The 24485-nt window shown below is 61.6% G+C and carries 26 protein-coding genes; 16 read left to right on the forward strand and 10 right to left on the reverse strand.

Annotated elements, in window-relative coordinates; translation table 11 throughout:
• Nucleotides 1–49: 49 nt before the first annotated feature.
• The gene (gene ispB / locus CBW50_RS08585; RefSeq protein ID WP_086145142.1) at nt 50–1039 is read right to left on the reverse strand and encodes an octaprenyl diphosphate synthase; all 990 of its coding nucleotides are present in this window, start codon (nt 1037–1039) and stop codon (nt 50–52) included.
• Between the two features lie 304 nt (nt 1040–1343).
• On the opposite strand from ispB, the gene rplU reads away from it, so the two are divergent.
• The 5 genes from rplU to proB all read left to right on the forward strand — a co-directional run bounded on the left by rplU (nt 1344) and on the right by proB (nt 4775).
• Nucleotides 1344–1655, forward strand: a complete 312-nt coding sequence (rplU, locus tag CBW50_RS08590; RefSeq protein ID WP_038500602.1) for a 50S ribosomal protein L21 — start codon at nt 1344–1346, stop codon at nt 1653–1655.
• Between the two features lie 53 nt (nt 1656–1708).
• Nucleotides 1709–1981: a 50S ribosomal protein L27 gene (gene rpmA, locus CBW50_RS08595; protein WP_070219281.1), complete on the forward strand. Its 273-nt coding sequence runs from the start codon at nt 1709–1711 to the stop codon at nt 1979–1981.
• A 114-nt stretch (nt 1982–2095) separates the two neighbouring features.
• Entirely contained in the window at nt 2096–3205 is a 1110-nt protein-coding gene (gene obgE, locus CBW50_RS08600) for a GTPase ObgE (RefSeq protein WP_086145143.1), read from the forward strand.
• 13 nt (nt 3206–3218) lie between these two features.
• Nucleotides 3219–3629 carry a hypothetical protein gene (locus CBW50_RS08605; protein WP_086145144.1) on the forward strand — a complete coding sequence of 137 codons (411 nt, stop codon included), beginning with the start codon at nt 3219–3221 and terminating at the stop codon, nt 3627–3629.
• A 27-nt stretch (nt 3630–3656) separates the two neighbouring features.
• Entirely contained in the window at nt 3657–4775 is a 1119-nt protein-coding gene (gene proB, locus CBW50_RS08610) for a glutamate 5-kinase (protein ID WP_086145145.1), read from the forward strand.
• A 57-nt stretch (nt 4776–4832) separates the two neighbouring features.
• Here the strand turns inward: proB and nth are convergent, their stop codons facing one another.
• Nucleotides 4833–5480 carry an endonuclease III gene (gene nth, locus CBW50_RS08615; RefSeq protein WP_086145146.1) on the reverse strand — a complete coding sequence of 216 codons (648 nt, stop codon included), beginning with the start codon at nt 5478–5480 and terminating at the stop codon, nt 4833–4835.
• Nucleotides 5477–6235 carry an electron transport complex subunit RsxB gene (rsxB, locus tag CBW50_RS08620; RefSeq protein ID WP_086145147.1) on the reverse strand — a complete coding sequence of 253 codons (759 nt, stop codon included), beginning with the start codon at nt 6233–6235 and terminating at the stop codon, nt 5477–5479. Before rsxB ends, nth begins: the two co-directional genes overlap by 4 nt.
• Nucleotides 6236–6565: 330 nt before the next feature.
• On the opposite strand from rsxB, the gene CBW50_RS08625 reads away from it, so the two are divergent.
• The 3 genes from CBW50_RS08625 to CBW50_RS08635 all read left to right on the forward strand — a co-directional run bounded on the left by CBW50_RS08625 (nt 6566) and on the right by CBW50_RS08635 (nt 10717).
• A complete protein-coding gene (locus tag CBW50_RS08625; RefSeq protein WP_086145148.1) occupies nt 6566–7306 on the forward strand; it encodes an ABC transporter substrate-binding protein in 741 nt (246 codons plus the stop codon).
• 126 nt (nt 7307–7432) lie between these two features.
• Nucleotides 7433–9997: a TonB-dependent siderophore receptor gene (locus CBW50_RS08630; protein ID WP_172404715.1), complete on the forward strand. Its 2565-nt coding sequence runs from the start codon at nt 7433–7435 to the stop codon at nt 9995–9997.
• A gap of 42 nt (nt 9998–10039) precedes the next feature.
• Nucleotides 10040–10717 (forward strand): DOPA 4,5-dioxygenase family protein, encoded by a 678-nt coding sequence (locus tag CBW50_RS08635; protein ID WP_086145150.1) that lies wholly within the window; start codon nt 10040–10042, stop codon nt 10715–10717.
• Nucleotides 10718–10784: 67 nt separating this feature from the next.
• Here the strand turns inward: CBW50_RS08635 and CBW50_RS08640 are convergent, their stop codons facing one another.
• The 4 genes from CBW50_RS08640 to CBW50_RS08655 all read right to left on the reverse strand — a co-directional run bounded on the left by CBW50_RS08640 (nt 10785) and on the right by CBW50_RS08655 (nt 14699).
• Nucleotides 10785–12005, reverse strand: a complete 1221-nt coding sequence (locus CBW50_RS08640; protein WP_086145151.1) for a polyhydroxyalkanoate depolymerase — start codon at nt 12003–12005, stop codon at nt 10785–10787.
• A 273-nt stretch (nt 12006–12278) separates the two neighbouring features.
• Nucleotides 12279–12602, reverse strand: a complete 324-nt coding sequence (gene fdxA, locus CBW50_RS08645; RefSeq protein ID WP_010395176.1) for a ferredoxin FdxA — start codon at nt 12600–12602, stop codon at nt 12279–12281.
• Between the two features lie 332 nt (nt 12603–12934).
• A complete protein-coding gene (locus CBW50_RS08650; RefSeq protein ID WP_086145152.1) occupies nt 12935–13222 on the reverse strand; it encodes a protealysin inhibitor emfourin in 288 nt (95 codons plus the stop codon).
• 79 nt (nt 13223–13301) lie between these two features.
• On the reverse strand, nt 13302–14699 hold the full coding sequence (locus tag CBW50_RS08655; RefSeq protein ID WP_086145153.1) for a hypothetical protein: 1398 nt from the start codon (nt 14697–14699) through the stop codon (nt 13302–13304).
• A gap of 198 nt (nt 14700–14897) precedes the next feature.
• On the opposite strand from CBW50_RS08655, the gene CBW50_RS08660 reads away from it, so the two are divergent.
• The 4 genes from CBW50_RS08660 to proX all read left to right on the forward strand — a co-directional run bounded on the left by CBW50_RS08660 (nt 14898) and on the right by proX (nt 19178).
• Complete coding sequence (locus CBW50_RS08660; RefSeq protein ID WP_086145154.1) at nt 14898–15182, forward strand: polyhydroxyalkanoic acid system family protein; 285 nt, start codon at nt 14898–14900, stop codon at nt 15180–15182.
• A gap of 589 nt (nt 15183–15771) precedes the next feature.
• Nucleotides 15772–17004: a glycine betaine/L-proline ABC transporter ATP-binding protein ProV gene (proV, locus tag CBW50_RS08665; RefSeq protein WP_086145175.1), complete on the forward strand. Its 1233-nt coding sequence runs from the start codon at nt 15772–15774 to the stop codon at nt 17002–17004.
• Nucleotides 17001–18107 (forward strand): glycine betaine/L-proline ABC transporter permease ProW, encoded by a 1107-nt coding sequence (gene proW, locus CBW50_RS08670; protein ID WP_086145155.1) that lies wholly within the window; start codon nt 17001–17003, stop codon nt 18105–18107. The genes proV and proW overlap by 4 nt, the downstream gene beginning before the upstream one ends.
• A gap of 12 nt (nt 18108–18119) precedes the next feature.
• Complete coding sequence (gene proX / locus CBW50_RS08675) at nt 18120–19178, forward strand: glycine betaine/L-proline ABC transporter substrate-binding protein ProX (protein ID WP_099374729.1); 1059 nt, start codon at nt 18120–18122, stop codon at nt 19176–19178.
• 91 nt (nt 19179–19269) lie between these two features.
• Here the strand turns inward: proX and CBW50_RS08680 are convergent, their stop codons facing one another.
• From CBW50_RS08680 to CBW50_RS08690, 3 genes are all read right to left on the reverse strand, one after another.
• Nucleotides 19270–19740, reverse strand: coding sequence for a GNAT family N-acetyltransferase (locus CBW50_RS08680; protein WP_086145156.1), 471 nt, complete (start codon nt 19738–19740; stop codon nt 19270–19272).
• 46 nt (nt 19741–19786) lie between these two features.
• Nucleotides 19787–20041, reverse strand: a complete 255-nt coding sequence (locus CBW50_RS08685; RefSeq protein ID WP_070219266.1) for an acyl-CoA-binding protein — start codon at nt 20039–20041, stop codon at nt 19787–19789.
• A gap of 200 nt (nt 20042–20241) precedes the next feature.
• On the reverse strand, nt 20242–20598 hold the full coding sequence (locus CBW50_RS08690; protein ID WP_034760263.1) for an FKBP-type peptidyl-prolyl cis-trans isomerase: 357 nt from the start codon (nt 20596–20598) through the stop codon (nt 20242–20244).
• A gap of 197 nt (nt 20599–20795) precedes the next feature.
• Here CBW50_RS08690 and CBW50_RS08695 point away from each other — a divergent pair, with 197 nt between their 5' ends.
• Genes CBW50_RS08695 through CBW50_RS08710 form a run of 4 tightly spaced genes read left to right on the forward strand, consistent with a single transcriptional unit; the run spans nt 20796 to nt 24485 of the window.
• On the forward strand, nt 20796–21767 hold the full coding sequence (locus CBW50_RS08695; RefSeq protein ID WP_086145177.1) for a cytochrome D1 domain-containing protein: 972 nt from the start codon (nt 20796–20798) through the stop codon (nt 21765–21767).
• A gap of 8 nt (nt 21768–21775) precedes the next feature.
• Nucleotides 21776–22621, forward strand: a complete 846-nt coding sequence (locus CBW50_RS08700; protein WP_301178801.1) for a polysaccharide deacetylase family protein — start codon at nt 21776–21778, stop codon at nt 22619–22621.
• Nucleotides 22618–23658 carry a sterol desaturase family protein gene (locus CBW50_RS08705; RefSeq protein ID WP_086145157.1) on the forward strand — a complete coding sequence of 347 codons (1041 nt, stop codon included), beginning with the start codon at nt 22618–22620 and terminating at the stop codon, nt 23656–23658. The genes CBW50_RS08700 and CBW50_RS08705 overlap by 4 nt, the downstream gene beginning before the upstream one ends.
• Complete coding sequence (locus CBW50_RS08710; RefSeq protein ID WP_086145158.1) at nt 23658–24485, forward strand: EI24 domain-containing protein; 828 nt, start codon at nt 23658–23660, stop codon at nt 24483–24485. The genes CBW50_RS08705 and CBW50_RS08710 overlap by 1 nt, the downstream gene beginning before the upstream one ends.

Raw genomic sequence — 24485 nt, forward strand, 5'->3', positions numbered from 1 at the left:
AAAACGGCGCCATCGGCGCCGTTTTTTTATTGATGCAGGTCAAACGCGATCAGTGATTGCGGTCCACGGCAAACGAGCACAGTTGCAGCATGGATTGCTTGTAGACACTGTCGGGCCAGCCGGCGATGGCGTCGGCGGCGCGCTGGCCGGCGATTTCCGCCTGCTGGCGCGTGTAGTCGAGGGCGCCGCTGCTGGTAATGGCCGTCAGGATGGCGTCGAAATGCTGTTCGTCGCCCTGCTCGATGCAGCTGCGCACGAGTTCGCGCTGTTCCGGCGTGCCGTTTTCCATCAGCCAGATCAGCGGCATGGTCGGCTTGCCTTCGCGCAAGTCGTCGCCCACGTTCTTGCCGATTTCGGCGGCGTCGCCGGCATAGTCGAGCACGTCGTCGATCAGCTGGAAGGCCGTGCCCAGCGAGCGGCCGTATTCGGCAGCCGCCTCGATATCGTCTTCGCTGGCGCCGGCGATCAGGGCGCCCAGTTGCGCCGAGGCTTCGAACAGCTTGGCTGTCTTCGAGCGGATGACGTTCAGGTAGCTTTCTTGCGTCACGTCCGGATCGTGCATGTTCAGCAACTGCAGCACTTCGCCTTCGGCGATCACATTGGTGGCGTCGGAGAGGATTTGCATGACGCGCATATTATTGAGCGACACCATCAGCTGGAACGAACGCGAGTGCAGGAAGTCGCCCACCAGTACCGAGGCCGCATTGCCGAACAGGGCATTGGCCGTCTGGCGCCCGCGGCGCATCGACGATTCATCGACGACGTCGTCGTGCAGCAGGGTGGCGGTATGGATGAATTCGACCACGGCGGCCAGTTCATGGTGCGCCGTGCCGCGATAGGCGTGGGCGTTGGCCACCAGCAAGATCAGCACGGGGCGGATGCGTTTGCCGCCTGCGCTGATGATGTATTCAGCGATCTGATTGATCAGAATCACATCGGAATGCAGTTTTTGGCGGATCACCGTGTTGACTGCGTCCATATCGGCAGCAATCGTTTGCACGATGGTGTGTTGGTTAACGTGTTTGTTAGCGTCAGACAAGGCGAACCTGCAATAGATTGTGGGTGCCGCGATTATACGACATGGCTTGCGCGTGCGTGACGTTTGCCTATGACTGTAGAGCAATTGATTGTTCTGATTGTCATTGCCGCGCGTTTTGCTGTCCGCCTTGCGCAAGCCTGACATCGTGTCCAGGTTGTCGACATACCACGATCGTCAAGCTTTGTGAATAGTTTTTGACGCAATTTCTCAGTCCGTGTATAATCGCTGGTTCCCCCTGTTGTGTACGGCTTGCTTTGCGTGACAGTGGGACAAATTCTTTCAACATTTGATGAGGTTTCAAATCATGTACGCGGTCATAAAAACCGGTGGCAAACAATACAAAGTTGTCGCTGGCGAAAAACTTAAAGTAGAACAGATACCGGCAGACATTGGTTCCGAAATCACCATCGATCAAGTTCTCGCAGTAGGCGCGGGCGACACCATTAAATTTGGTGCGCCATTGGTCGAAGGTGCAACGGTACTGGTTACGGTTGTGGCGCATGGTCGCCATGATAAGGTCAAAATTTTCAAGATGCGTCGTCGTAAGCACTACCAGAAGCATCAAGGCCATCGCCAGAATTTTACCGAAATCCAAATCGTTTCGATCAACGGCTAATCGCCGCTGTTTGACGCAGTTTGTCTACATAATCAGCTATCAAGGAGTCTTAAATGGCACATAAAAAAGGCGGCGGCACAACGCGAAACGGCCGTGATTCAGAATCAAAGCGTCTGGGCGTTAAAGTCTACGGCGGCCAAGCTATCAATGCTGGCGGCATCATCATTCGTCAACGCGGCACCCCAGTGCGCGCCGGCGAAGGCGTAGGCATGGGCAAGGACCACACTCTGTTCGCGTTGATCGCTGGCAAAGTGAAGTTCGTTGTCAAAGGTGCCGGCTCGAAGCAATTCGTGACCGTTGTACCAAACGAAGCAGTACCAGCGTAATTCATTCGCGGAGCGCCAGTTCGCTCCGCCATGATCGCATGATGTAAGGCGCAAGCCTTCAATCGAAAGGCTCTGCCCAAGGTAGAGCCTTTTTAGTTTTATGGCGGCAAAATTATGAAGTTTATCGACGAAGCAAAAATCGAAGTCATCGCGGGCGATGGCGGCAACGGCTGCGCATCTTTCTGCCGTGAAAAATTCCGGCCTTTCGGCGGTCCCGATGGCGGCGATGGCGGCAAGGGCGGGTCCATCTGGGCCGTCGCCGACCGCAATATCAACACGCTCGTCGATTTCCGTTTCTCCAAAATGCACAAGGCTCGCAATGGCGAGCCTGGCCGTGGCGCAGATTGCTATGGCAAGGGCGCCGATGACATCCACCTGCGCATGCCGGTCGGCACCTTGATCATCGACAACGCGAGCGGCGAAATCCTCGCCGATCTGACCGAACACGGCCAGATCGAACTGCTGGCCAAGGGCGGCGAAGGCGGCTGGGGCAATATCCACTTCAAGTCCTCGACCAACCGCGCACCGCGCCAAAAAGGCGAGGGCAAGGAAGGCGAACGCCGCGAACTGCGCCTGGAACTGAAAGTCCTGGCCGACGTGGGCCTGCTGGGCATGCCGAACGCCGGCAAGTCGACCTTTATTTCGGCCGTCTCGAACGCGCGCCCGAAAATTGCCGATTATCCATTTACCACCCTGCACCCGAACCTGGGCGTGGTGCGCGTGTCGCACGAGAAGAGCTTTGTGATCGCCGACATTCCCGGCTTGATCGAAGGCGCTTCCGAAGGCGCGGGCCTGGGCCATCAATTCCTGCGCCACTTGCAGCGCACGGGCCTGCTGTTGCACATCGTCGACCTGGCGCCGTTTGAAACCAACGTCGATCCTGTCAAGGAAGCCAAGGCGCTGGTCAAGGAGCTGAAAAAGTACGACGAGTCGCTGGTCGACAAGCCGCGCTGGCTGGTGTTGAACAAGCTCGACATGGTGCCGGAAGAAGAGCGCAAGAAGCTCGTCAAGGACTTCCTCAAGCGTTTCGCCTGGAAAGGTCCCGTTTTCGAGATTTCCGCGCTGAACCATCAGGGTTGCCCGGAACTGGTCAATGCGATTTATCAACATCTGGAAGAGAAGAAACACAGCGAAAGCCGTGCCGAAGAAACGCAGATGACCGAAGAAGCACGCGGTATCTCGTCGATCGACCCGGATGACCCGCGTTTCAAGATTCTCGACTAAGAGCCTTACCCTGATGCCGGTACAGACGATCGCTGTCGCGCCCGCGCGCAAGCAAGCGTGGCAGCGCCGTGTATTGCATCTGATCGCGTATGCTTACGGGCTGAGCGCGGTCGCCTGTTTGCTGTTCGCCGACGAGATGGCGGCCGGCATGGGCATCTTTCTCAACGGCGTCAACGGCTACAGCCAGTTCTACGCTTCCCATGTCGGTGTCTGGGGCGCTACCGCGCTGCTGGCGCTGTTCGCGGCACGGCAGGGCGAACCGCCCATCCTCGGCGATATCACTGCAATGTTGGTCCTGGCGCAGCCCGCCGGCCGTCTGTTCGCGGCCATCAGCTTCGGCTTGCCCCAGGGTTTTGTGTTGTTCATGTGCGCAATCGAGCTGACGGCGGGGCTGGCCTTGCTGCTGCTGCGTCCTGCGCGCTGACGTCTATAAAGTGAAGAGCGCCGCCCCATGGATTCCGTGATTCAAAACGCTACCCGCATCATCATCAAAGTCGGCTCCTCGCTGGTCACCAACGATGGCCGCGGGCTCGACCATGCCGCCATCGCCCGCTGGGCAGCGCAGATCGCCGGCTTGCGCGCGCTGGGCAAGGAAGTGGTACTGGTCAGTTCCGGCGCCATCGCCGAAGGCATGCTGCGCCTCGGTTTCGAGCAGCGTCCCACCGATATCCACGAATTGCAGGCCTGCGCGGCCGTCGGCCAGATGGGCCTGGCGCAAATCTATGAAAGCAGCTTCCGCGCCCACAGCCTCGGCACGGCGCAGGTGCTGCTCACGCACGCCGACCTGGCCGACCGCGAACGCTACCTGAACGCCCGCTCCACCCTGACCACCTTGCTGCGCCTGGGCGTGGTGCCCATCATCAATGAAAACGACACCGTCGTCACCGATGAAATCAAGTTCGGCGACAACGACACCCTGGGCGCCCTGGTGGCCAACCTGATCGAGGCCGATGCGCTGGTCATCCTGACGGACCAGCATGGCCTGTTTTCGGCCGATCCGCGCAAGGACCCGAACGCCTGCCTGATCACGCAAGGCGTGGCGGGCGACCCGGCCCTGGAAGCGATGGCCGGCGGCGCAGGCAGCAGCCTGGGCCGTGGCGGCATGCTGACGAAAATCCTCGCCGCCAAGCGCGCCGCCAAGTCCGGCGCCCATACGATCATCGCCTGGGGCCGCGACAGTGACGTACTCAGCCGCCTCGCCCAGGGCGAAGCGATCGGCACGCAGTTGCGGGCGCAAACGGGGCAGTTGACGGCGCGTAAGCAGTGGATGGCCGATCATCTGCATACGGCCGGCGCCGTCGTGCTCGACGCGGGCGCCGTGCAAAAGCTGCGCCAGGAGGGCAAGTCCCTGCTGCCGATCGGCGTGACGGGCGTGAATGGCGAGTTCGGCCGCGGTGCCGTCATCACCTGCGTCGACGTGGATGGCATGCCCGTGGCGCGCGGCCTGTCCAACTATACGAGCGGCGAAGCGCGCCGCATCATGCGCAAGCCGTCCACCGAGATCGAAGCGATTCTCGGTTACATGGAAGGCCATGAGCTGATCCACCGCGACAATATGGTCTTGCTGTAGGCGCCAGCCTGCGGCGGTGACCTGCTAAAACGGCCCTCGCGGGCCGTTTTTTTTTGCCTATACGACGGCCGGCATCGGCGACTTGTCCTTGTAGTCGCACAGGTCGGCGATCATGCAGTTCCAGCATTGCGGCTTGCGCGCCGTGCACGTGTAGCGGCCGTGCAGGATCAGCCAGTGGTGGGCGTCGTGCAGGAATTCCTTGGGCACGAATTTGAGCAGTTTCTGTTCGACAATATCGACATTCTTGCCCGGCGCGATGCCCGTGCGGTTCGAGACGCGGAAGATGTGCGTGTCGACCGCCATGGTCGGTTCGCCAAACGCCGTGTTCATGACCACATTCGCCGTCTTGCGGCCCACGCCGGGCAAGGCTTCCAGCGAGGCGCGGTCGCGCGGCACTTCGCCGCCGTGCTGCTCGAGCAGGATCTGGCAGGTGGCGATGACGTTCTTGGCCTTGGTGCGGAACAGGCCGATGGTGCGGATGTAGCTGGCCAGCTCGTCGACGCCCAGGGCCAGTATCTGGGCCGGCGTATTGGCGACCGGATACAGCAGGCGCGTCGCCTTGTTGACGGACACGTCCGTCGCCTGCGCCGACAGCAGCACGGCGATCAGCAGCTCGAACGGCGTCGTGTAGTCGAGTTCCGTTTTCGGGGACGGGTTGGCGGCGCGGAAGCGCTTAAAGATTTCCAGGCGTTTGGCGGCGTTCATGCGTCTTTTTTCGGTGTCGAGGGGGCTGGCGGGGCGGTATCCGTGCTGGCGGCGGCCTTGGCGCGCGCGCGCTCCATGGCGGCGGCGATGATGGCGCGCTTGCGCTCCTTTTCCGCCTGTTCGTCGGGCGTGACGGGTGTTTCCTGCGTCACTTCCCGCATCTTGGCGACGGCCTTGGCGGCCAGGCGCGCTTCGTTTTCCTCGCTTTCGCGGCGCAGGCGCTGCGCGCGGAAATCATGGCGCGCGCGCGCGTCGTCCGCTTCCGCCTGGCTCCAGGCATCCCAGCCCGTGGCGTCGCCGCTGACGGGGTACATGACGATGCAGTCGACGGGGCAGGGCGCCACGCACAGGTCGCAGCCCGTGCACAGGCTGGTCACCACCGTATGCATCTGCTTGGCGGCGCCGACGATGGCGTCGACGGGACAGGCCTGGATGCACAGGGTACAGCCGATACACAGCGATTCATCGATGTAGGCGACAGATCGCGGACGTTCGAGGCCGTTGACGGGATTGAGCGGAATGACTTTCTTGCCCAGCAAGTTGGCCAGGCGCACGATGCCGTGCGCACCGCCGGGCGGACACTGATTGATGTCGGCGCTGCCGGCAGCGATCGCTTCCGCATACGGGCGGCAGCCGTTGTAGCCGCATTTGGTGCATTGCGTTTGCGGCAGCAGGTCTTCGATCTGGTCGGCAAGTGAGGGAGGGGCAGGGTGCGGCACGGTCTTCTTCCACGGTAAAACGCCATTATCGGCCATCCGGCGCGCGCACAAGTAAAAACCTGCCTCCCGGCAGGGGATAGCGTGCGGCGCGACTGCCTGTTGCGGACGCGCCGCAATCGTATTTTATTTCCCGTAGGAATGTCAAAGTGCAAATAAACAACTTTGCATTTCCTTTTTTTTATGGGAGCATGATTTTTATCAAGAAAGATCAAGAAAGCCGACCGCCAGTCCTGTATGCGCGCCTGTCAGCCGGAGCGCGCCGGGCCATAGGAGCAGAGCATGCGTTTCCTTCGGACAGTTGGTTTGCCCTTCTGTTTATTCGTATCATCTTCGCTTGCCCTTGCACATGGCCAGGCGGCTTCCCCCATGGCGGCGCCCGGCGCTTCCGCTACACGCATCGTGCGTTTTGCCGCGGAAGACTGGCCGCCGTTCATTTCCGCCAGCCTGCCTGCCGACGGCATGTCGGGCGCCATGGTCAGCGCCGTCTTCGAGCGTCTTGGCTACGTGGTCAAGTATGAGTATTTCCCATGGAAGCGCGCCATGCAGTTCGGCCTGGCCAGTCCCCGCTACGCTGGCCTGCTGGCCGTCTGGCGCACGCCCGAGCGGGAAAAACTCTGTCATTTTTCTGTTTCTGTTGGCAATACCCACAGCGTGCTGGCCTACCTGAAGGAAGATGGCGCCCCCGGCGCCACGCTGGCCGAGCTGGGCAAGTTGCGCATCGGCACCGTGGCCGGCTATTCGAACGGGGAGCAATTCGATGGCATGGTGGCGCGCGGCGAGCTGAAGACGGAAGAGGGCTTGAACGACGCGACGAATCTGAAAAAACTGTTGATCAGGCGCTATCGCGTGATCGTCATCGAGCGCCACGTGTTGCAGCATCTGCTGATGGGGCGTAATTTCAGCAAGGCCGAGCGGGACCGCATCGCCATCGTCGACACGGTGTTCAAGGAGCGCCCCGTGCATGTGTGCTTCCAGCGTACGGCAGACGGCGCGGCGCAGCAAAAGCGCTTCAATGACGCGGCCCGCGAAATCGATACGGCCAGGCTGGAGCGCGACTACTGGAAGCGCCTCGACCAGAGCCTGGCCACCGCGCCGCCCGCTCCCTGACGTCCCGCCGCACTGTTGTTAGTTGCCAAAACGAAATATCTAAATACGAAACCATTCGTTCTTGTTTGTTTGGCCATCCTTTAGTCTGCAGCCACTGTGCTGATGACTTTGAAAGGATGTTTTCGTATGCTGGAACTGATTCACAAGCAAGATCCTGCACCGCGCTTGCGGCAACTGGCGCACGCCGTCTCGGTGGCCGTGCTCGTGCTGGCGGCGCCCGGAGCGGCCCATGCGCAGGCGGCGCCGGATGGCGCTGCGGCGCTGGCCGCCGCCCCGCTCGACGCCGTCATCGTCACGGGCGCGCGCGGCACGGGCCGCACGGTGGCCAACAGCGCCGCGCCCATCGACGTCATCAGCGCGCAGCAATTGCTGGCGACGGGCAAGTTGAACCTGCTTGATGCGCTGGACACGGCCTTGCCATCGTTTAACTTGCCGGCCCGCGTGCAGCCTGACCTGGGCAGCATCGTGCGCGCCGGCCAGTTGCGCAACCTCGACCCGTCGCATACGCTGGTGCTGGTCAATGGCAAGCGCCGGCATACGACGGCCATCGTCAATGAGGATGGTTTTCCCGGCTCCGTCGCCACCGACCTGGCCCTGATTCCCACGGGCGCCATTGCCCGCGTGGAAATCCTGCGCGACGGCGCCTCGGCCATCTACGGCTCCGACGCCATCGCCGGCGTCATCAACATCATCCTGAAAGCCGATGACAAGGGCAGCTTCAGCACGCAGCTCGGCTCCACCTATGCGGGCGACGGCAGCAACGGTTCCGCGCGCATCGATGGCGGCACCCGCCTGGGCGAGCACGGCTTTGCCCACTTCGGCGCCGAAGTCCAGCGCCAGGGCATCGCCGTGCGCAATTTCGGCCTGAATCCCGGCTACCTGTCGTATCCGGCCGTGCGCAACAGCGATGGCCAGCTGGTGAAGTTGGGAGCGAACCACAGCTTGCCGGCCGGCGCCTCGCCGAACCCGGCCGAAGCAACGCGCAACAGCAATCCCTGGCGCAATACGGGTGTGCCGCAGAGCACGACCGCCTCGCTCAGCGCCAACCTCGGCTATGACGTGTCGAACGAGGTGCAGCTGTATGGCTTCGGCACGTATGCGCACCGCAATGCCCGCTCGGCGCAGAATTTCCGCCTGCCCAATACCATTTTCAATAACAACAAGGGCTTGCTGTCCGTGTATCCCGACGGCTTCACGCCGTATGAAACGACGAGCGAAAACGACTTTTCCTTGACGGGCGGCATCAAGGGCGAGACGGCCGGCTGGTCCTGGGACCTGAGCACGACGTATGGCCGCGACGCTATCGACGTGGGCGTGGAACACTCGGCCAACTACTCGCTGGCTTATCCGGGAGGCAAGACGGATTTTGATATCGGCAATCAGCGCTACAGCCGCTCGACGACGAATGCGGACGCGCGCCGCCCCGTGCAGCTGGGCCTGAGGGAACCGGCCGACCTCAGCGTCGGCCTCGAGTATTCGCATGAAACGCAGCAACGCAGCCCGGGCGAGCCTGCGTCGTACCAGGGCAGCGGCTCGTCGGCCCTGGCCGGCTACCTGCCCGTCGATGCATCCGACACGGCCCGCCACAGCTATGCGGCGTATATCGGCCTGGGCGCCAAACTGACGCCGCAATGGCTGCTCGACACGGCCTTGCGGGCCGAAAAGTACTCCGATTTCGGCAGCAAGACGACGGGCCGTTTGTCGGCCCGCTATGACGTCACGCCCGCCGTGGCCGTGCGCGGCACCGTCAGCAACGGCTTCCACGCCCCCAGCCTGGTGACGCAATCATATTCGAACACCTCCGACCATGCGGGCGTGCCCTATACCCTGGCGCAGCCGAATTCGGCCGCTGCGCGGGCCCTGGGCGCGCAAGCGTTGAAGCCGGAAAAGTCGACGAACCTGTCCGCCGGGCTGACCTTCAATCCTACGCCCACCCTGCGCCTGGCCGTTGATGCGTATCAAATCAAGGTCAGCGACCGCCTGGGCGTGTCGTCGAACATCGGCATCGACCGCAGCTCGGGCGTGGCGCTCGACGGCAGCGGCCGGCCACTGACGGCGGCGCAGGCGGGCGTCATTGAAAACCTGCTGCGTTCGGCTGGGTTGACAGTGGGCAATGGCCTCGTCGCGCATTACTTTGCCAACGTGGGCGACACGCGCACGCGCGGCGTCGATGTCACGGCGGAAGATGTGCTGCGCGTGGCCGACGGCAAGCTGCGCTGGACGGCGGCGGCGAATTTCAACCACACGAGCCTGGTGGGCAAGGCGGACCTTCCCGCCGTGCTGCAAGGGCTGCCGAACATCGGCACCCTGAGCAAATCGGCCGAGTACGACTTGCTGTACCGGGCTCCGCGCGACAAGGAAATTCTCACGCTGGCATACGAAAAAGCGGGCTGGACTTTCAACCTGCGCGAGACGCGCTACGGCAAGCTCAAGCGCCTGAACGCCGTCACGGGCGGCGACTACCAGCTGAAAGCGGCCTTCGTGACGGATGTCAGCGTCGGCTACGACATCAGCAAGCGCATCAATGTGACCGTGGGCGCCAACAATGTCTTTGACCAGAAACCGAACCAGCTGCCGCGCGAGGCGCGCAGCGCCGCGAATCTGGCGCAGTACACGGGGGCTTACGACAACTCTGGCCCGCTGGGCGTGCTCGGTGGCTATTACTACGCCCGCGCAACATTGTCATTCTGATTTGCCGCATCCCTCTAGCTATTATCAATAACAGGAAATCTTATGTCTGACAAAAATCAACACGCGGCCATCGACCTGGAATGGGCCAATCTCCTCTCGCCGCAGCGCCGCACGGTCTTGCGCGGCGGCGGCCTGGTGGCGGCGTTGGCCGCCTCGGGCCTGGCGGGCACGGCCCTGGCGCAGGACGGCGGCGTCAAACGCGCGACACCAGCGCCCGGGAAAAGCCCGTGGGGCGAGCATACGGACACGGCGCCCACGCCGCGTCCCGTCAGCGTGCGGCCCGGCGAGGAAACCTTGCCGTCGGCACCGCGCGCCTATACGGATATCGAGAGTTATCACGCGCATATCTATTTTGACGAAGACAGCTACCAGAAAGCGGCGCTGATACGCAAGTGGGCGGCCGAGCGCTTCCGGATCGAACTGGGCGACTGGAACCTGGAGCCGCGCGGCCCGCACGTGACGCCGTCGTTTTACTTTGGTTTTACGAATGACTTGCTGCCCGTGATCGTGCCGTGGCTGCAGTTGAACAGCCTGGGATTGACGATATTGATCCATCCCAACACGGAAGATCCGCGCGCCGACCATCTGTATTACGCGCTGTGGGTGAACCGTTCGCAGCCCGTGAATGGCTACGCGATGAAGAAGCCGGGGCCGGGCGAGCCAAGAGTCGAGCAGATCTTTGTCAATACGCGCCCGTCGGTGAAAATCGAGCGCGCATGAGCCGGGCATAAAAGAAAACGCCACGCCAGTGGAAGCTGGCGTGGCGTTTTTGCTGGAACACTCCGGATCAGGAATGCTTCTGGATGAATTCACCGATTTTCGGGCAAATGATCTCGCGCCAGCGGCGACCCGAGAAGATGCCGTAATGGCCACATTTCGGCGCCACGAAATCTTGCTGCATGTCGGCAGGGATGCCGGAACACAAGTCGTGTGCGGCTTGCGTCTGGCCGGCGCCGGAAATGTCGTCCAGTTCGCCTTCCACGGTGAACAGCGCCACATTCGTGATGTCCTGCGGACGCACCAGCTGGCCGCCCACTTTCCACGTGCCCTTCGGCAGGCTGAATTCCTGGAACACGGTCTTGATGGTTTCCAGGTAGTACTCGGCCGGCATGTCCAGCACGGCGTTGTACTCGTTGTAGAACTGGCGATGGCCTTCCGCCGGTTCGTCGTCGCCCGTCACCAGGTGCATGTAGAACTCGCGGTGGCTTTGCGCGTGACGGCCCGGGTTCATGGCGATGAAGCCGGCGTGCTGCAGGAAGCCCGGATACACCTTGCGGCCAAAGCCCGGGTAATTCGGCGGCACCGCGTAGATGACGGTGTTTTCAAACCACGAGAATTTCTTTTCCGTCGCCAGGTTGTTCACTTGCGTGGGCGAGCGGCGCGGATCGATGGGGCCGCCCATCATCGTCATGGTTTTCGGCATGTGCGGATCTTTGGCCGTCGCCATCAGCGAAATGGCCGCCAGCACGGGCACGGTCGGTTGACAGACGGAAATGACGTGCAGGTCCGGCGCCAGCAGGCGGATGAATTCCTGCACATAATAAATGTAGTCGTCCAGGTGGAACGGGCCTTCCGTCAGCGGTACCATGCGCGCGTCCGTCCAGTCGGTGATGTAGACATCGTGCTCGGCCAGCAAGCCGCGCACGGTATCGCGCAGCAGGGTCGAGTGGTGACCGGACAGGGGGGCAACCAGCAAAACTTTGGGCTGTTGCAAGCCTGTGCTTTCTTTTTTGAAGTGGATCAGGCGGCAAAACGGTTTTGTGACGACAACGTGTTCGCGGATGTCGACGCTCTCGCCCTGGACGAGAACGGATTTGATGTCGAATTGTGGTTTTTCGTAGTCTTTGCCAAGGCGGTACATCAGCTCGTAGCCGGCTGCGATGCGTTGCGAAAACGGGGTGTGGGCCAGTGGAGAAACCGGGTTGGTAAATAACTTGGAGGACATGTCTGCCCATTGCATCACCGGAGTGAGGAAAGAGCGTTGCAGTTCGTGCAGTTGGTAAAGCATATAGAGTCCTTGTTTAATTCCAAGCGCCAATATCGGCTCAAATATCATAATCCAATTTTACGATATTTGTTGAGGACAAAATGTGCTTTACCGCGCACAGGGCCACAGTTTGCGTGCCGGTGTTCATTCGCGCCACACTCGCGTGGCCAGATGATTAAACATGTTTGAAAAGCAAAAAAGCAGCGTTGCCGCTGCCTTTTTCGTATCGATGGCCATGTGCCGGCGCTCACGGGGGCATGCCCCGCTGCGCGCCAGGCCGGGTATGCTGCGCGCTCAGCGCACCAGCATGTCGAGCTTGTCCTTGACGTCCTTGTATTGCTCGGCTTCCGGCAATGCCGCCTTCGTCTTGGTGATCGACGGCCAGTTGCGGGCCAGATCGACGTTGATCTTGATGAAGGCTTGCTGGTCGCCCGGCACATCCTCTTCCGCGAAAATCGCGTTCACCGGGCACTCTGCCACGCAGACTGCGCAGTCAATACATTCGTCCGGATCGATTGCCAGGAAGTTCGGGCCTTCCCGGAAACAATCTACCGGGCAGACATCGACGCAGTCGGTATAGCGACAGGCGATGCAGGATTCGGTGACAACGTGGGTCATAACAGTCCTATCAATATGGGGAGGTGCTGTAGCGCCTGCAGGAACCTCGGCGGCGCATACTAAAGCAAAGCATTGTATTTTAAGGCAATTCGCTATTTCTCACAAATCCCGCTTATATACAATACGTATAAGCAAATTCATTTTTTGGCGGCGGTGCTGGCGCGCAGAATGGGCATTTCAGCGACTATCCGGGACGTTGGCATGGAGAACGCGGCAAGAAAGCGACAGTCGCCTGCCGCGGCTGGGAGCAGGGTGGACGCCGCAGGGCCTGGCCGTGTGGCGTTTTTGCTTTATTCAAATCAAGACAGGCACCAATTCAGCGACAGAAAAAGTCAGGCGCTGGCCCGGATTTGCGCCACCAGCTGTTGCCAACGCGCATTTTCAGCGCTGCCGTCTTCGGCAAAGGTGAGCGTGCGGCGCGCGGTGGGAGCCTCGACTGTGATGCGCCATTGGGGGATGTCGGCGCCCACTTGCTCGCCCATGGCATGGTTGTCCGTGAAAAAGCCGCTGCTGGCCAGTGCCGCTTCCAGGCGGGGGCCGGCCGGATGGACTTGCGTATCGATTTCATAATGTTCGCTCAGGCCGGCATAGCCGCCGCTGCTGCGCGCTGAAATTTTCATGGTGCTCCCTGCTGTGGATGATGGTGGGGCCGCGACGCGGCCTGCCGCCGCGGGCCAGTGTCGCCGCATGTGGCGGCCCTTAGCGGGGGCCGTAACTGCGGCACCAGGCGGCCAGCGCTTCGCGCTCCGCTTCGAGCAACTGGTCCGATTCGCTGTATTCCGCATGGTTCATGGTACCGCAGCAGGCGCGCCTGTCCTGCACGGCGCCGTCTTCGTCGACGACATCGGGAGCGAACGTCATCTGGCCGCCCTCCGTCATGGCATTGGCCTTGAGCACTTCGCGCACGGTAAAGCTGTTGCGGATGAAGTCCAGGTAGGCGTCGTTGCCGTCGGACTGGGCGATGGTCAGCATGTGGCCGGCCACGTCGGCATAGGTGGCAGCCTGGTCGGGCGACGCCACCAGGGCGCGCAGGACCAGGCTGCGCAGGTAGTCGCCGCAGCGGTGCAGCACGGCCGCGTCGTCTTCCAGCTGGGGCTGGCGTTCGTGGGCAAAGATGTCGGCCAGGATGTCGTAGATGGCGCCCGTAAACACTTGCGAGATGGCATGCACTTCCGTGCCCGCCTCGGACAGCTTGATGTCGTTGTCGGCATTGCGCAAGCCGTTGGGCCGGCCCAGGGCCAGGCCGAACTGTTCCGCCAGGTCGGCCAGGAAGGTCTTGTCGTGCAGGTCGGATTTCGTTTGCGCGATGACGGCTTCCACCTGGTCCAGCTGCGACAGGGCCAGGAAGATGGCCGTCAGGTCGCCGAACGATTCGTGCAGACCGCCCGTTTGCGGCGGATTGTTGCTGAGCAGCCAATTTGGCTTGAGGCCATCGAGCACGGCGTGCCCCGTTTCATGCGAGACGATGTCGAGCGAGCGGCAGGTGTAGACGCGCTCGGTGGCGCCGCTGGGGACGAAGTCGCCGAACTTGAGGGCCTTGTCGCTGCGGCTGTAATAGGCATTCATGACATTGGGCAAGCCGTGCGGAAACACGCGCAGGGGCGCCGTGTTGCTGGCGCTGTTCCATTGCCACGGCAGCGGCGGCGCCGTGCCGTTGCTGGCCAGCGCGCGCTGGTACATGGTGAGCGTCATGCGCACGATGGAAAACGTGTGCACTGCATCGAACTGGTCGGTATTGGGCGAGACGATGAAGTCGCCGAAGGCGTTCGGGCTGACCTGGGCGATGCCCGGCTCGCCGAACGTGATGCGCGCGTCGCGCGGGCCTTGCAGTATCAGGCCGGGCAGGAAGGCCTTGCGCGTGCCCAGGTCGCTGACGGACGGGTCCTGCTTCCAGATCAGCACGCGCGAACCGACGGGCACGGCGGCCAGATTGCGCGCTGTCGCCTCGATCAGGCGTGGCGGCCCCGGCTGCAGGGTCAGCTGCGCATTCTTGCGGTGCTGGCGGTATGGCGCCGAGGGGGTGGGAACGTAGCCGACGGGCAGCGACACGCATTTGGTCAGCACGGCTTCGACCGGCACGATGACTTTCTGGTCCATGGTGGTTCTCCAAGAACTCGCAACTGGAACTGAAATAGTCGGCCTGCTTTGGTGGCTGCGGTTTGATGCGGCGCAAGCGATGCGTGGGAAAGGGCGGTTTTTTTCCGCGTACTGGCCCTATTCGTGGCCGGGGTCGCCGCATGGCGGCTGGTATGATGCTGGCCGTATTGCCCCCGTTTTTAATAAAAGGATCGTTTGATGGCGGATATAAATATAGTTCAGCAACATAAGCTGACAGCGGTAAAAGCGCGTGAAGCGGCGCAGCAAGTGGCCGACAAGCTGGCCCAGGAATACGACCTGGCCTGCGCCTGGGATGGCGACGTGCTGCGCTTCGAGCGCAGCGGCGTCGATGGTTCGCTGACACTGGAAACTGAGCAGGCGCAGCTGCAAATCAAGCTGGGCTTCCTGCTGAGCGCCTTTGCCCCCACGATCGAAGGCAAGATCGCGGAAAAGATGCGCAAGGTGTTTACCGAGCAAGTCTGATGCATGACCGGCAACTTGTCTGGCGCCGGGTTTGGTGCTAGGGAAGGCGTGCGGCGGCGGGCGAAAAGACGATGACACCACGTCGCTTTTCGCCGTTTTAGCCCCTGTTTGACGTTTTACCGTGCGCTGGCGAACATTGCTAGCACATTTCTATTTGGAAAGCCATTGGACTTTTGTGACTTTTTGCGTTATACTTGAGTCATATTTACAACAGCTACACCGCGTTTCACCTTCTGCTTCGCAGTACTCCCCACTCGCTGAGTGGTGAATCATTCTTCAGGTTTTACACCTGCATCCAGTTAAAAGTACCTTGATCGTTTTTTCGGTCAAATACATTTGGTGCCATGTATTTGCATGGCGCTAGCGTTGTTAAAAGTCCTGAACCACAGCCTCTTTTAGCACGCACACGGCACCCCGGCATCGGCTTAGGCCATCGGCTGGTCATCGCGTGTCACCCCCTGTTTATTGTCGCTCCCGTGCGCATTGCGCGCCGTGGCGCAGCCGACGCAACAGGGTTTGCTGATTCCCGCCGCAAGCTGGCAGCTTGCTGGGTTTCAATCCATTCGTCAAATCGAGGGAGAACCACATCGTGGCAAAACAAATCATTATCGACCATGTGTTCAAAGTGTTCGGCGACAAGCCAGAAGAAGCACTTGAACTCGTCCGTCAGGGCGCCAGCAAGCAGGACATCCTGGCCAAGACCGACTGCACCATCGGCGTCTTCGACGCCACCTTTACCATTGAAGCGGGCGAGATCTTCGTCATCATGGGCCTGTCCGGTTCCGGCAAGTCGACCCTGGTGCGCATGCTGAACCGCCTGATCGAGCCGACCGCCGGCCGCATCCTGATCGACGGCAACGACATCAATACCCTGCCGGACGCCCAGCTGCGCGCCCTGCGCCGCAAGGACATCAGCATGGTGTTCCAGTCGTTCGCGCTGCTGCCGCAAATTACCGTGCTCGACAACACTGCCTTCGGCATGGAACTGGCCGGCATGCCGAAAGCCGAGCGCCATGCGCTGGCCCAGCAAGCGCTGGAGCAGGTGGGCCTGGACGGCTACGGCGCCAGCTATCCCGACGAATTGTCGGGCGGCATGCAGCAGCGCGTGGGTTTGGCCCGCGCGCTGGCTTGCGATCCATCGATTTTGCTGATGGATGAGGCGTTTTCCGCGCTCGATCCGATTATCCGTACAGAAATGCAATCGGAACTGCTGCGTTTGCAGCAGATCAAGCGCCGCACCATCGTCTTCATTTCGCATGACCTCGACGAAGCCATGCGCATCGGCGACCGCGTCGCCATCATGAAAGACGGCCACGTGGTGCAAGTGGGCACGCCGGAAGAGATTTTGCGCAAACCGGCCAACGACTACGTGCGCAACTTCGTGCGCGGCGTCGATGCGGCGGCCGTCTTCAAGGCCAGCGATATTGCCCGTAAGAGCCAGATCGTCGTGTCCGAGTCGCCGAGCCGCGGTTCGCGCGCCGCGCTGTCGATGCTGGAAGAGCAGGATCGCGCGTTTGCGTATGTCGTCAATCCGCAGCGCAAGTTCCTCGGCGTCGTCTCGGCCGATTCGCTGCGCAGTGCGCTCGACGGCCATGTCGGACCGCTGGGCCTGGCGCATGCCTATTTGCCCGACGTGCAGACCATCAATGCAGACGAGCCAGTCGCCGGCCTGTTCGGCCAGGTGGCGCAACTGCCTTACGCCGTCCCTGTGGTAGCCAATGACGGCAGCTTCCGCGGCGCCATCAGCAAGACGACCTTGCTGAAGTTCCTCGACCGCGACACGCCAGCCATTGCCGAACAACAACAGAAAGGACAAGCATGAACCCAAGCACCGTTTCCACAGTAGAAGCTGTTGTTGAACAGCCGGCCGCCCAGATCAATCCCTGGGCGCTGACGCCGCCCACCGACGCCAGCACCGCCTGGCTGGACGCCGCCGCGCCCGCCGTGCAGCCGGAACATGCGGCCGGCTTTCACCTGACGCAGATTTTCGACGGCTCGCTGCCGCTGGAAAGCTGGATCAACCAGGGCCTGGGCTGGGTCGTGGCGCATTTCCGCCCCTTCTTCCAGGCCGTGCGCGCACCCATCGACAGCGTGCTGTCCGGCGTGGAAGGCGTGCTGCTGGCGGCCCCGTCGCTGACGGTAATCGCCATCATCGGCTTGCTGGCGTGGCAATTCACGAGCCGCACCCTGGCCATCGGCACCGTGCTGGCGCTGCTGCTCGTGTCGATGCTGGGCATCTGGCCGGAAGCCATGACCACCCTGTCGCTGGTGCTGACGTCGCTGGCGTTCTGCCTGGCCATCGGCTTGCCGCTGGGTATTTTCCTTGCCAGCAGCGACCGCGCGCAGAATATCCTGCGCCCCTTGCTCGACGCCATGCAGACGACGCCCGCCTTTGTTTATCTGGTGCCGGTGGTCATGCTGTTCGGTATCGGCAATGCGCCGGGCGTGATCGTGACGATCATCTTTGCCCTGCCGCCGCTGGTGCGTTTGACCAACCTCGGCATCCGCCAGGTGCGTCCCGACCTGATCGAAGCGGCCCGCGCCTACGGCGCCTCGCCGTGGCAGTTGCTGACCCGCGTGCAGTTTCCGCTGGCCATGCCGTCCATCATGGCCGGTATCAACCAGTCGCTGATGCTGTCGCTGTCGATGGTCGTGATCGCCTCGATGATCGCCGTCGGTGGCCTGGGCCAGATGGTATTGCGCGGCATCGGCCGCCTGGACATGGGCCTGGCAACGGTCGGCGGCCTCGGTATCGTGCTGCTGGCCATCACCCTGGACCGCCTGACGCAAGCGATGGGCCAGCCACGCCGCGGCGTGCGCCACTGGTACCAGACGGGTCCTGCCGGTTTCGTGCTGCGCCTGGTGCGCGGCAATACGGAGAAAAATAATGTTGAACAGCAAGCAACGCTGGCCAACGCACAATAAGAAAGGATTTACATGCATCAAATCGCACATTTTAAAGAAACGCAAAAATCGCAACGCAAGTTCCAGCTGTTTTCCGCCCTGGCCATCGCCGCCATGGCCCTGACCACCAGCCTGGCCATGGCGCAGGCGCCGGCCGCAACGGCCGATGCGCTGCCCGGCAAGGGCGTCAAGGTACAGCCGCTGCAAAGCTCGATCGCGGAAGAAACCTTCCAGACCATGCTGGTCGACAAGGCCCTGGAAAAGCTCGGCTATGAAGTGCAGCCGATCAAGGAAGTGGAGTATCCGACGGCGCATATCGCCATCGCCAACGGCGACGCCACCTTCATGGCCGTGCACTGGGACCCGATGCACAAGGATTTCTATAACAATGCGGGCGGCGACGCCAAGCTGCTGCGCACGGGCCAGTATGCGGGTCCTGCGGCGCAAGGTTATCTGATCGATAAGGCCACTGCCGAGAAGTACAACATCACGAATATCGACCAGTTGCGCGATCCCACCCTGGCCAGGCTGTTCGACCACGATGGCGACGGCAAGGCCGACTTGACGGGTTGCAACCCCGGCTGGGGCTGCGAAGCACTGATCGAGAACCACATGGATGCGTACAAATTGCGCGAGACGGTGACGCACGTGCAGGGCAGCTATGCGGCCCTGATCGCCGATACCCTGGGCCGCTACAAGCGTGGCGAACCGATTTTGTACTACACATGGACGCCATACTGGGTCAGCGGCGTGCTGGTGCCGGGCAAGGACGTGGTCTGGCTCAAAGTGCCGTTCTCGGCCAATCCGGATAAGGTAAATACCCGCCTCGACGATGGCAGCGACTACGGTTTTGCCGTCAACACGGCGCGCATCGTATCGAACAAAGCCTGGGCGGAGAAAAATCCGGCCGCGGCCAAGCTGTTCGAGGTGATGCAATTGCCCGTGGCCGACATCAATGCGCAGAACGAGCGCATGCGCCGCGGAGAAAACACGCAGGCCGATATTGCCCGCCATACGGCCGGCTGGATCAAGTACCACCAGCAGACGTTTGACGGCTGGATCGCGCAGGCGCTGGCGGCAGCGAAAAAGTAATTTACGGCTGATACCGGCGTAAAAAAAGTGGCTACCGATTTGGTAGCCACTTTTGCGTTAACGGCCTGTTTTGGTGGTTTTTGGTGAGTTTTCAGCCGTTTTCGGCCAGTTTCAGGTGCAAAATGGGGAAAGGCTTGCCGAACGGGTCGCATTCCGAGCGGCTTTCCCCGACAAAGCCCAGGTGGCGGTAAAAGCCGTGCGCTTGCGTGTTGTGCTCGTTGACGTCGACAACCCTGGCGCCCAAGGCCGTGATGGCGTACTGGACCAGCGTGCGGCCGGCGCCGCTGCCGCGCTGATCGGGATGCACGAACAGCATTTCGATCTTGGCATGCTCGACGCACAGGAAGGCGTAAGCGCTGCCATCGGCATCGCGCAGCACGTGCAGCAGGCCTTCGGCGGCCACCCTGGCCAGCTCATCGCGCACGTAGGGGCAGAGGAAATCGATATCGCTGTCGGCGAGGAAATCGTGGGTGGCGCGCACGGACAGGTGCCAGACGTCGAACAAACGGGGCAGGTCGGCGGCGTGCGCCAGGGAAACAAGGGAAAGCGGTGATAGTGTCATGCGGAAATAATAACATTGCCCCGGCGGGCGCCGGGGCAGGGAAGAATCAGTCCTTCAAGTCTTCGATCAGGTCGATGTATTGCTGTTGCGCATCTTCCTTCGACGTGCCGGCCAGGGCCGCCCAGGCATCGAACTTGGCGCGGTTGACGAAGTCGGTCATGCCGGGGCGTTCGCCGGTGGCGTCGCCGCTCGACGCTTGCTTGAACAAGGCGTAAATTTTCAGCAAGGTCATATTGTCCGGACGCTCGGACAGGGTCTTGGAATCGAGCTGCGCTTGGTCGAATTGCTCTTGTAAACTCATGATGGCTCCTGTGTGCTGAGGGAATCGCTGGAAAAGTGCGGCAGGCACGGCGGAGTGGCCACCGTGCGTGCTGCAGTGCCTGACATCATAGTGAAAAAAGCGCGCCGTGCATTAGAGGACATACTCAAAACAAAAGCGCCGCCGCTGCGTGAACAGGGGCGGCGCCGGGCGCGGTCATGCGAACGCAGCCTGGTCGGTGCTTATACGCCCAGCAGTTCGACGTCGAAAATCAGGGTGGCGTTCGGTGGAATCACGCCGCCGGCGCCGCGTGCGCCATAGCCCAGTGCTGCCGGGATGATCAGCTGGCGCTTGCCGCCCACTTTCATGCCTTGCACGCCTTCGTCCCAGCCCTGGATGACGCGGCCTGCGCCCAGCGGGAATTCGAACGGGTCGTTGCGGTCCTTGCTCGAATCAAATTTCGAACCGGCGCTGCCGTCGTCGTTTTGCAGCCAGCCCGTGTAATGCACGACAACATTGTTGCCGGCTTGCGCTTCAGCGCCTTCGCCGACGACGGTATCGATGTATTGCAGGCCGGAAGCGGTAGTGGTGGTGGTCATGATTATCCTTGTGTAGGCGATGAAAGCTTCAGATTGTAGAGCAATGAGTTGCAAAGCGCCATTCCAGGCCCGGCGCAGGAAAAAGGGAAAATTGCGGCACGATGTGACCGATGGTCGTATTTAAGGGGGGATTTAATACAATCAATACAGTGTTTCCACGTAAAATGCCTGTTTTGTATTTAACAGTGATTTTTGCCATGTTCCGCAGTCTACGCCGCCTTGTTTTTTCCTCGCTGTGCCTGGTTTCCGCAATGTCTACGGCGCAAGCCGAAGTGGTGGTCGTGCTCAATTCCCGTGATGCCACGGTGCAACTGCTGGACCAGAAAACCTATGCTCCCCTGTCCACCTTTGCCGTCGGCAAGGAACCGCATCACCTGATGGAGACGCCGGACGGCAAGTCGCTGATCGTCGCCAGCTCCGTCGGCAACGAGCTGATCTTCCTTGACCCCGTGTCGGGCCAGATCCAGCGCCGCATCAGCAACATCCTCGACCCCTACCAGATCGGCTTTTCGCCGGATCAGAAGTGGTTCATCTCGAATTCGCTGCGTCTGGACCGCATCGACCTGTACCGCTACGACGGCAAGAACCTGACCCTGGCCAAGCGCATCGCGCTGCCGAAGCTGCCCAGCCACATGGCCTTCACGGCCGACAGCAGCATGGCGTTCATTACGCAGCAGGGCAGCAACCAGGTCAGCGCCATCGACCTGGCCACGCAGACGGTGAAATGGACCATGCCCGTCGGTCCCGCGCCGGCCGGCATCACGATGACGCCCGACGGTAAATATTTGCTGGTTGGCATCATGGGCAGCGATTACGTGGAAGTGATCGACTGGCGCACGCAAAAGACCGTCAAGCGCATCAAGGCGGGCGCCGGCACGCATAATTTCCGCGCGCTCGGTGACAAGCGCATGACGTTCGTGTCGAACCGCGTGTCGAACACCATCAACATCATCGACCAGCAAACCCTGGAAAACGTGGGCACCATCAACGTGCCCGGTGGCCCCGATTGCATGGAAATCACGCCCGATGGCAAGACCATGTGGGTCACCTTGCGCTGGATCAAGAAAGTGGCCGTGATCGATTTGACCACGCGCAAGGTGATCAAGACGATACCGGTGGGCCGCTCGCCCCATGGCGTGTATTTCGCCACCCACTCGCCACGCATGTGATGACGGGTGTGATGATGCAACGCCTCACTTTTGCGGGCCATGTGCCCGCCATGCTGCTGTGCGCCAGCGCGATGTTGTCGACCGCGCATGCCGCCGCCCCTGTCGCACCTGTTCCTGTATCAGCCGCAGCTTCAGCGCCTGCCGCCTGCAAGGGCACGATCTACATGACCTTCGACACGGGCAGCCAGTCGCAAGCGCAACTGATTGCCGACGTGCTCAATCAACGCCATGTGAAGGCCACGTTCTTCCTGGCCAACGAAAAGACCACGCGCGGCGACTACTCGCTGGACCCGTCGTGGGCGCCGTACTGGAAAGCCAGGGTCGCCGAAGGCCATGCGTTCGGCACGCATACGTTTGACCACGTGTACTGGAAGAAGGATCTGGCCAACGGCTTGATCCAGGTCAAGCCCCAGTTCGGCAAGGACGGCGGCAAGCTGGCCTCCTTCACCGATAAGCAGTTCTGCGAGCAATTGCGCCGCGTCGATACGCGCTTCCAGGAACTGACGGGCCGCAAGCTCGACCCGTTCTGGCGCGCGCCGGGCGGCTACACGTCGCCGCGCACCCTGGCGGCCGGCAGCGCCTGCGGCTACCAGCACGCGGGCTGGGCACCGGCCGGGTATTCGGGCGATGAACTGCCCAGCGATAAGTACCCGAACGCCATGCTGCTGAAGAAAGCGCTGGCGAACTTGCGCAGCGGCGACATTTTCATTGCGCACATGGGCATCTGGTCGCGCAAGGAGCCGTGGGCGCCCGCCAACCTCGATGCCCTGATTTCTGGCCTGCAAGACAAGGGTTTCTGTTTTGCCACCCTGCGCGCGCATCCCGCCTACGCGCAGAAGAAGGGCCAGCCATGATCGCCGCCGATATCCTCAACTTCGTCACGCCGGCCATCGACGCCGTGGTCGACGCGTTTGGCGTGGCGCAAGGCTGGCTGTTCCAGACTGTGGTGAATCCCCTCGTCTACCACCTGGGTTTTGGCGAATTCACGGAAGAGGCGTTCGAAGGCACGGAATGGCTGCTGATCGGCCTGTGCGAACTGCTGCTGCTGTTTCTCGTGCTGCGTCCGCTCGAAGCCTTGATTCCCGCGCAAAAGATCACCGACCCGCGTGCCCGTTGGAACGATTTTATTTATACCGTGCTGCACCGCATCGGCCTGTTTTCCGTGCTGGTCTTCTTCACGCTCGATCCGCTGATGGATGCATTGGCGGGCGCTTTGCGTTTCGACAATATCCATCCATTGAACCTGGAATCACTGTTGCCCGGCATCAGTCCGCTGCTCAGTTTTATCATTTATTTTGTGATACTGGACTTCGTCGACTATTGCTACCACCGGGCTTCGCACCATTTCGGCTGGTGGTGGGGCTTGCACAGCCTGCATCACAGCCAGCAGAACATGAACTTGTGGAGCGATGACCGCAACCACCTGCTCGACGACTTCCTGCGCGACGTGGTGATGGCGCTGGTGGCGCTCGGTATCGGCGTGCCGCCGGGCCAGTATGTGCTGCTCGTGTCGATTTCGCGCATCCTGCAAAGCTTGCAGCACGCAAATGTGAGGATACACTTCGGCCGCATCGGCGAGCGGCTGCTGATTTCGCCCCGTTTCCACCGCACGCATCACGCCATTGGCGTGGGGCATGAGTCGGCAGGCAAGGGCAGCCTGGGCGGTTGCAACTTCGGCGTGGTCTTGCCGATCTGGGATATGCTGCTGGGTACCGCGAATTTCTCGGCCGGCTATGCGCGCACGGGCGTGCGCGACCAGCTGGCCCGCATCGACAGCCAAGGCGTGGGCCGCCCCGGGCGCAACTATGGCCGCGGCTTCTGGCAGCAGCAATGGCTGGGCCTGCGCCGCATGGTGGAATTTGCAAGAATTAAACGAAAAGGACGCCGCTGATGCGCAATGTGTTGAATTCGTATGGCCGTGCTTTCCTGTCGCAATGGCACGGCAGGATACTGCTGCTGAGCGCAGTGCCGTTCATCCTGTCGGTGGTGGTGTGGGGCGCCCTGCTGTACGTGGGCCTGCAGCCGCTGATCGACAGCCTGCATGCGCTGTTTACGCAGTACGATTTCTTCCGCACCAGCGGCCAGGTGCTGGCCACCTTCGGCCTGGGCGTGCTCAAAGCCGTCATCGTACCCCTGATCGCCATGTTCATGCTGCTGCCGCTGATGATCCTGACGGCGCTGATCTTCATGGGCCTGTTCGCCATGCCGGCCATCGGCCGCCACGTGGGCGGGCGGCACTTTGCGCAGCTGGAAAAGAAGCATGGCGGCAGCCTGCTTGGCAGCGTCGGCACCTCGCTGGCCACTTTCTTGCTGTTCATCGTCGCCTGGGTCATCCTGCTGCCCCTGTACGCGTTTCCGCCCGCCGCACTGGCGGGGCAAGCCGTGCTGTGGGGCTGGCTGACCTACCGCGTGATGGCGTATGACGCCATGGCCGATTATGCCAGCGTGGACGAGCGCCACGCCGTCATGCGCACGCAGCGCTGGCCCCTGCTGGCCATCGGCATGGTCTCCGGCGCGGCCGGCGCCGTGCCTGGCCTGCTGTGGATGGGCGGCGCGATGTCGGTGGTGTTTTTCCCCTTCCTGGCGGCGTTCGCCATCTGGCTGTATGTGCTGATCTTTATCTTTACGGGCCTGTGGTTCCAGTATTACTGCCTGGAAGCATTGGCGCGCCTGCGGGGCCAGCGCGGCATGACGGACGTGGCGCCGGCGGATGCCTGA

It is taken from the genome of Janthinobacterium sp. GW458P, from assembly GCF_002127585.1.
Taxonomy (GTDB): Bacteria; Pseudomonadota; Gammaproteobacteria; order Burkholderiales; family Burkholderiaceae_D; genus Janthinobacterium.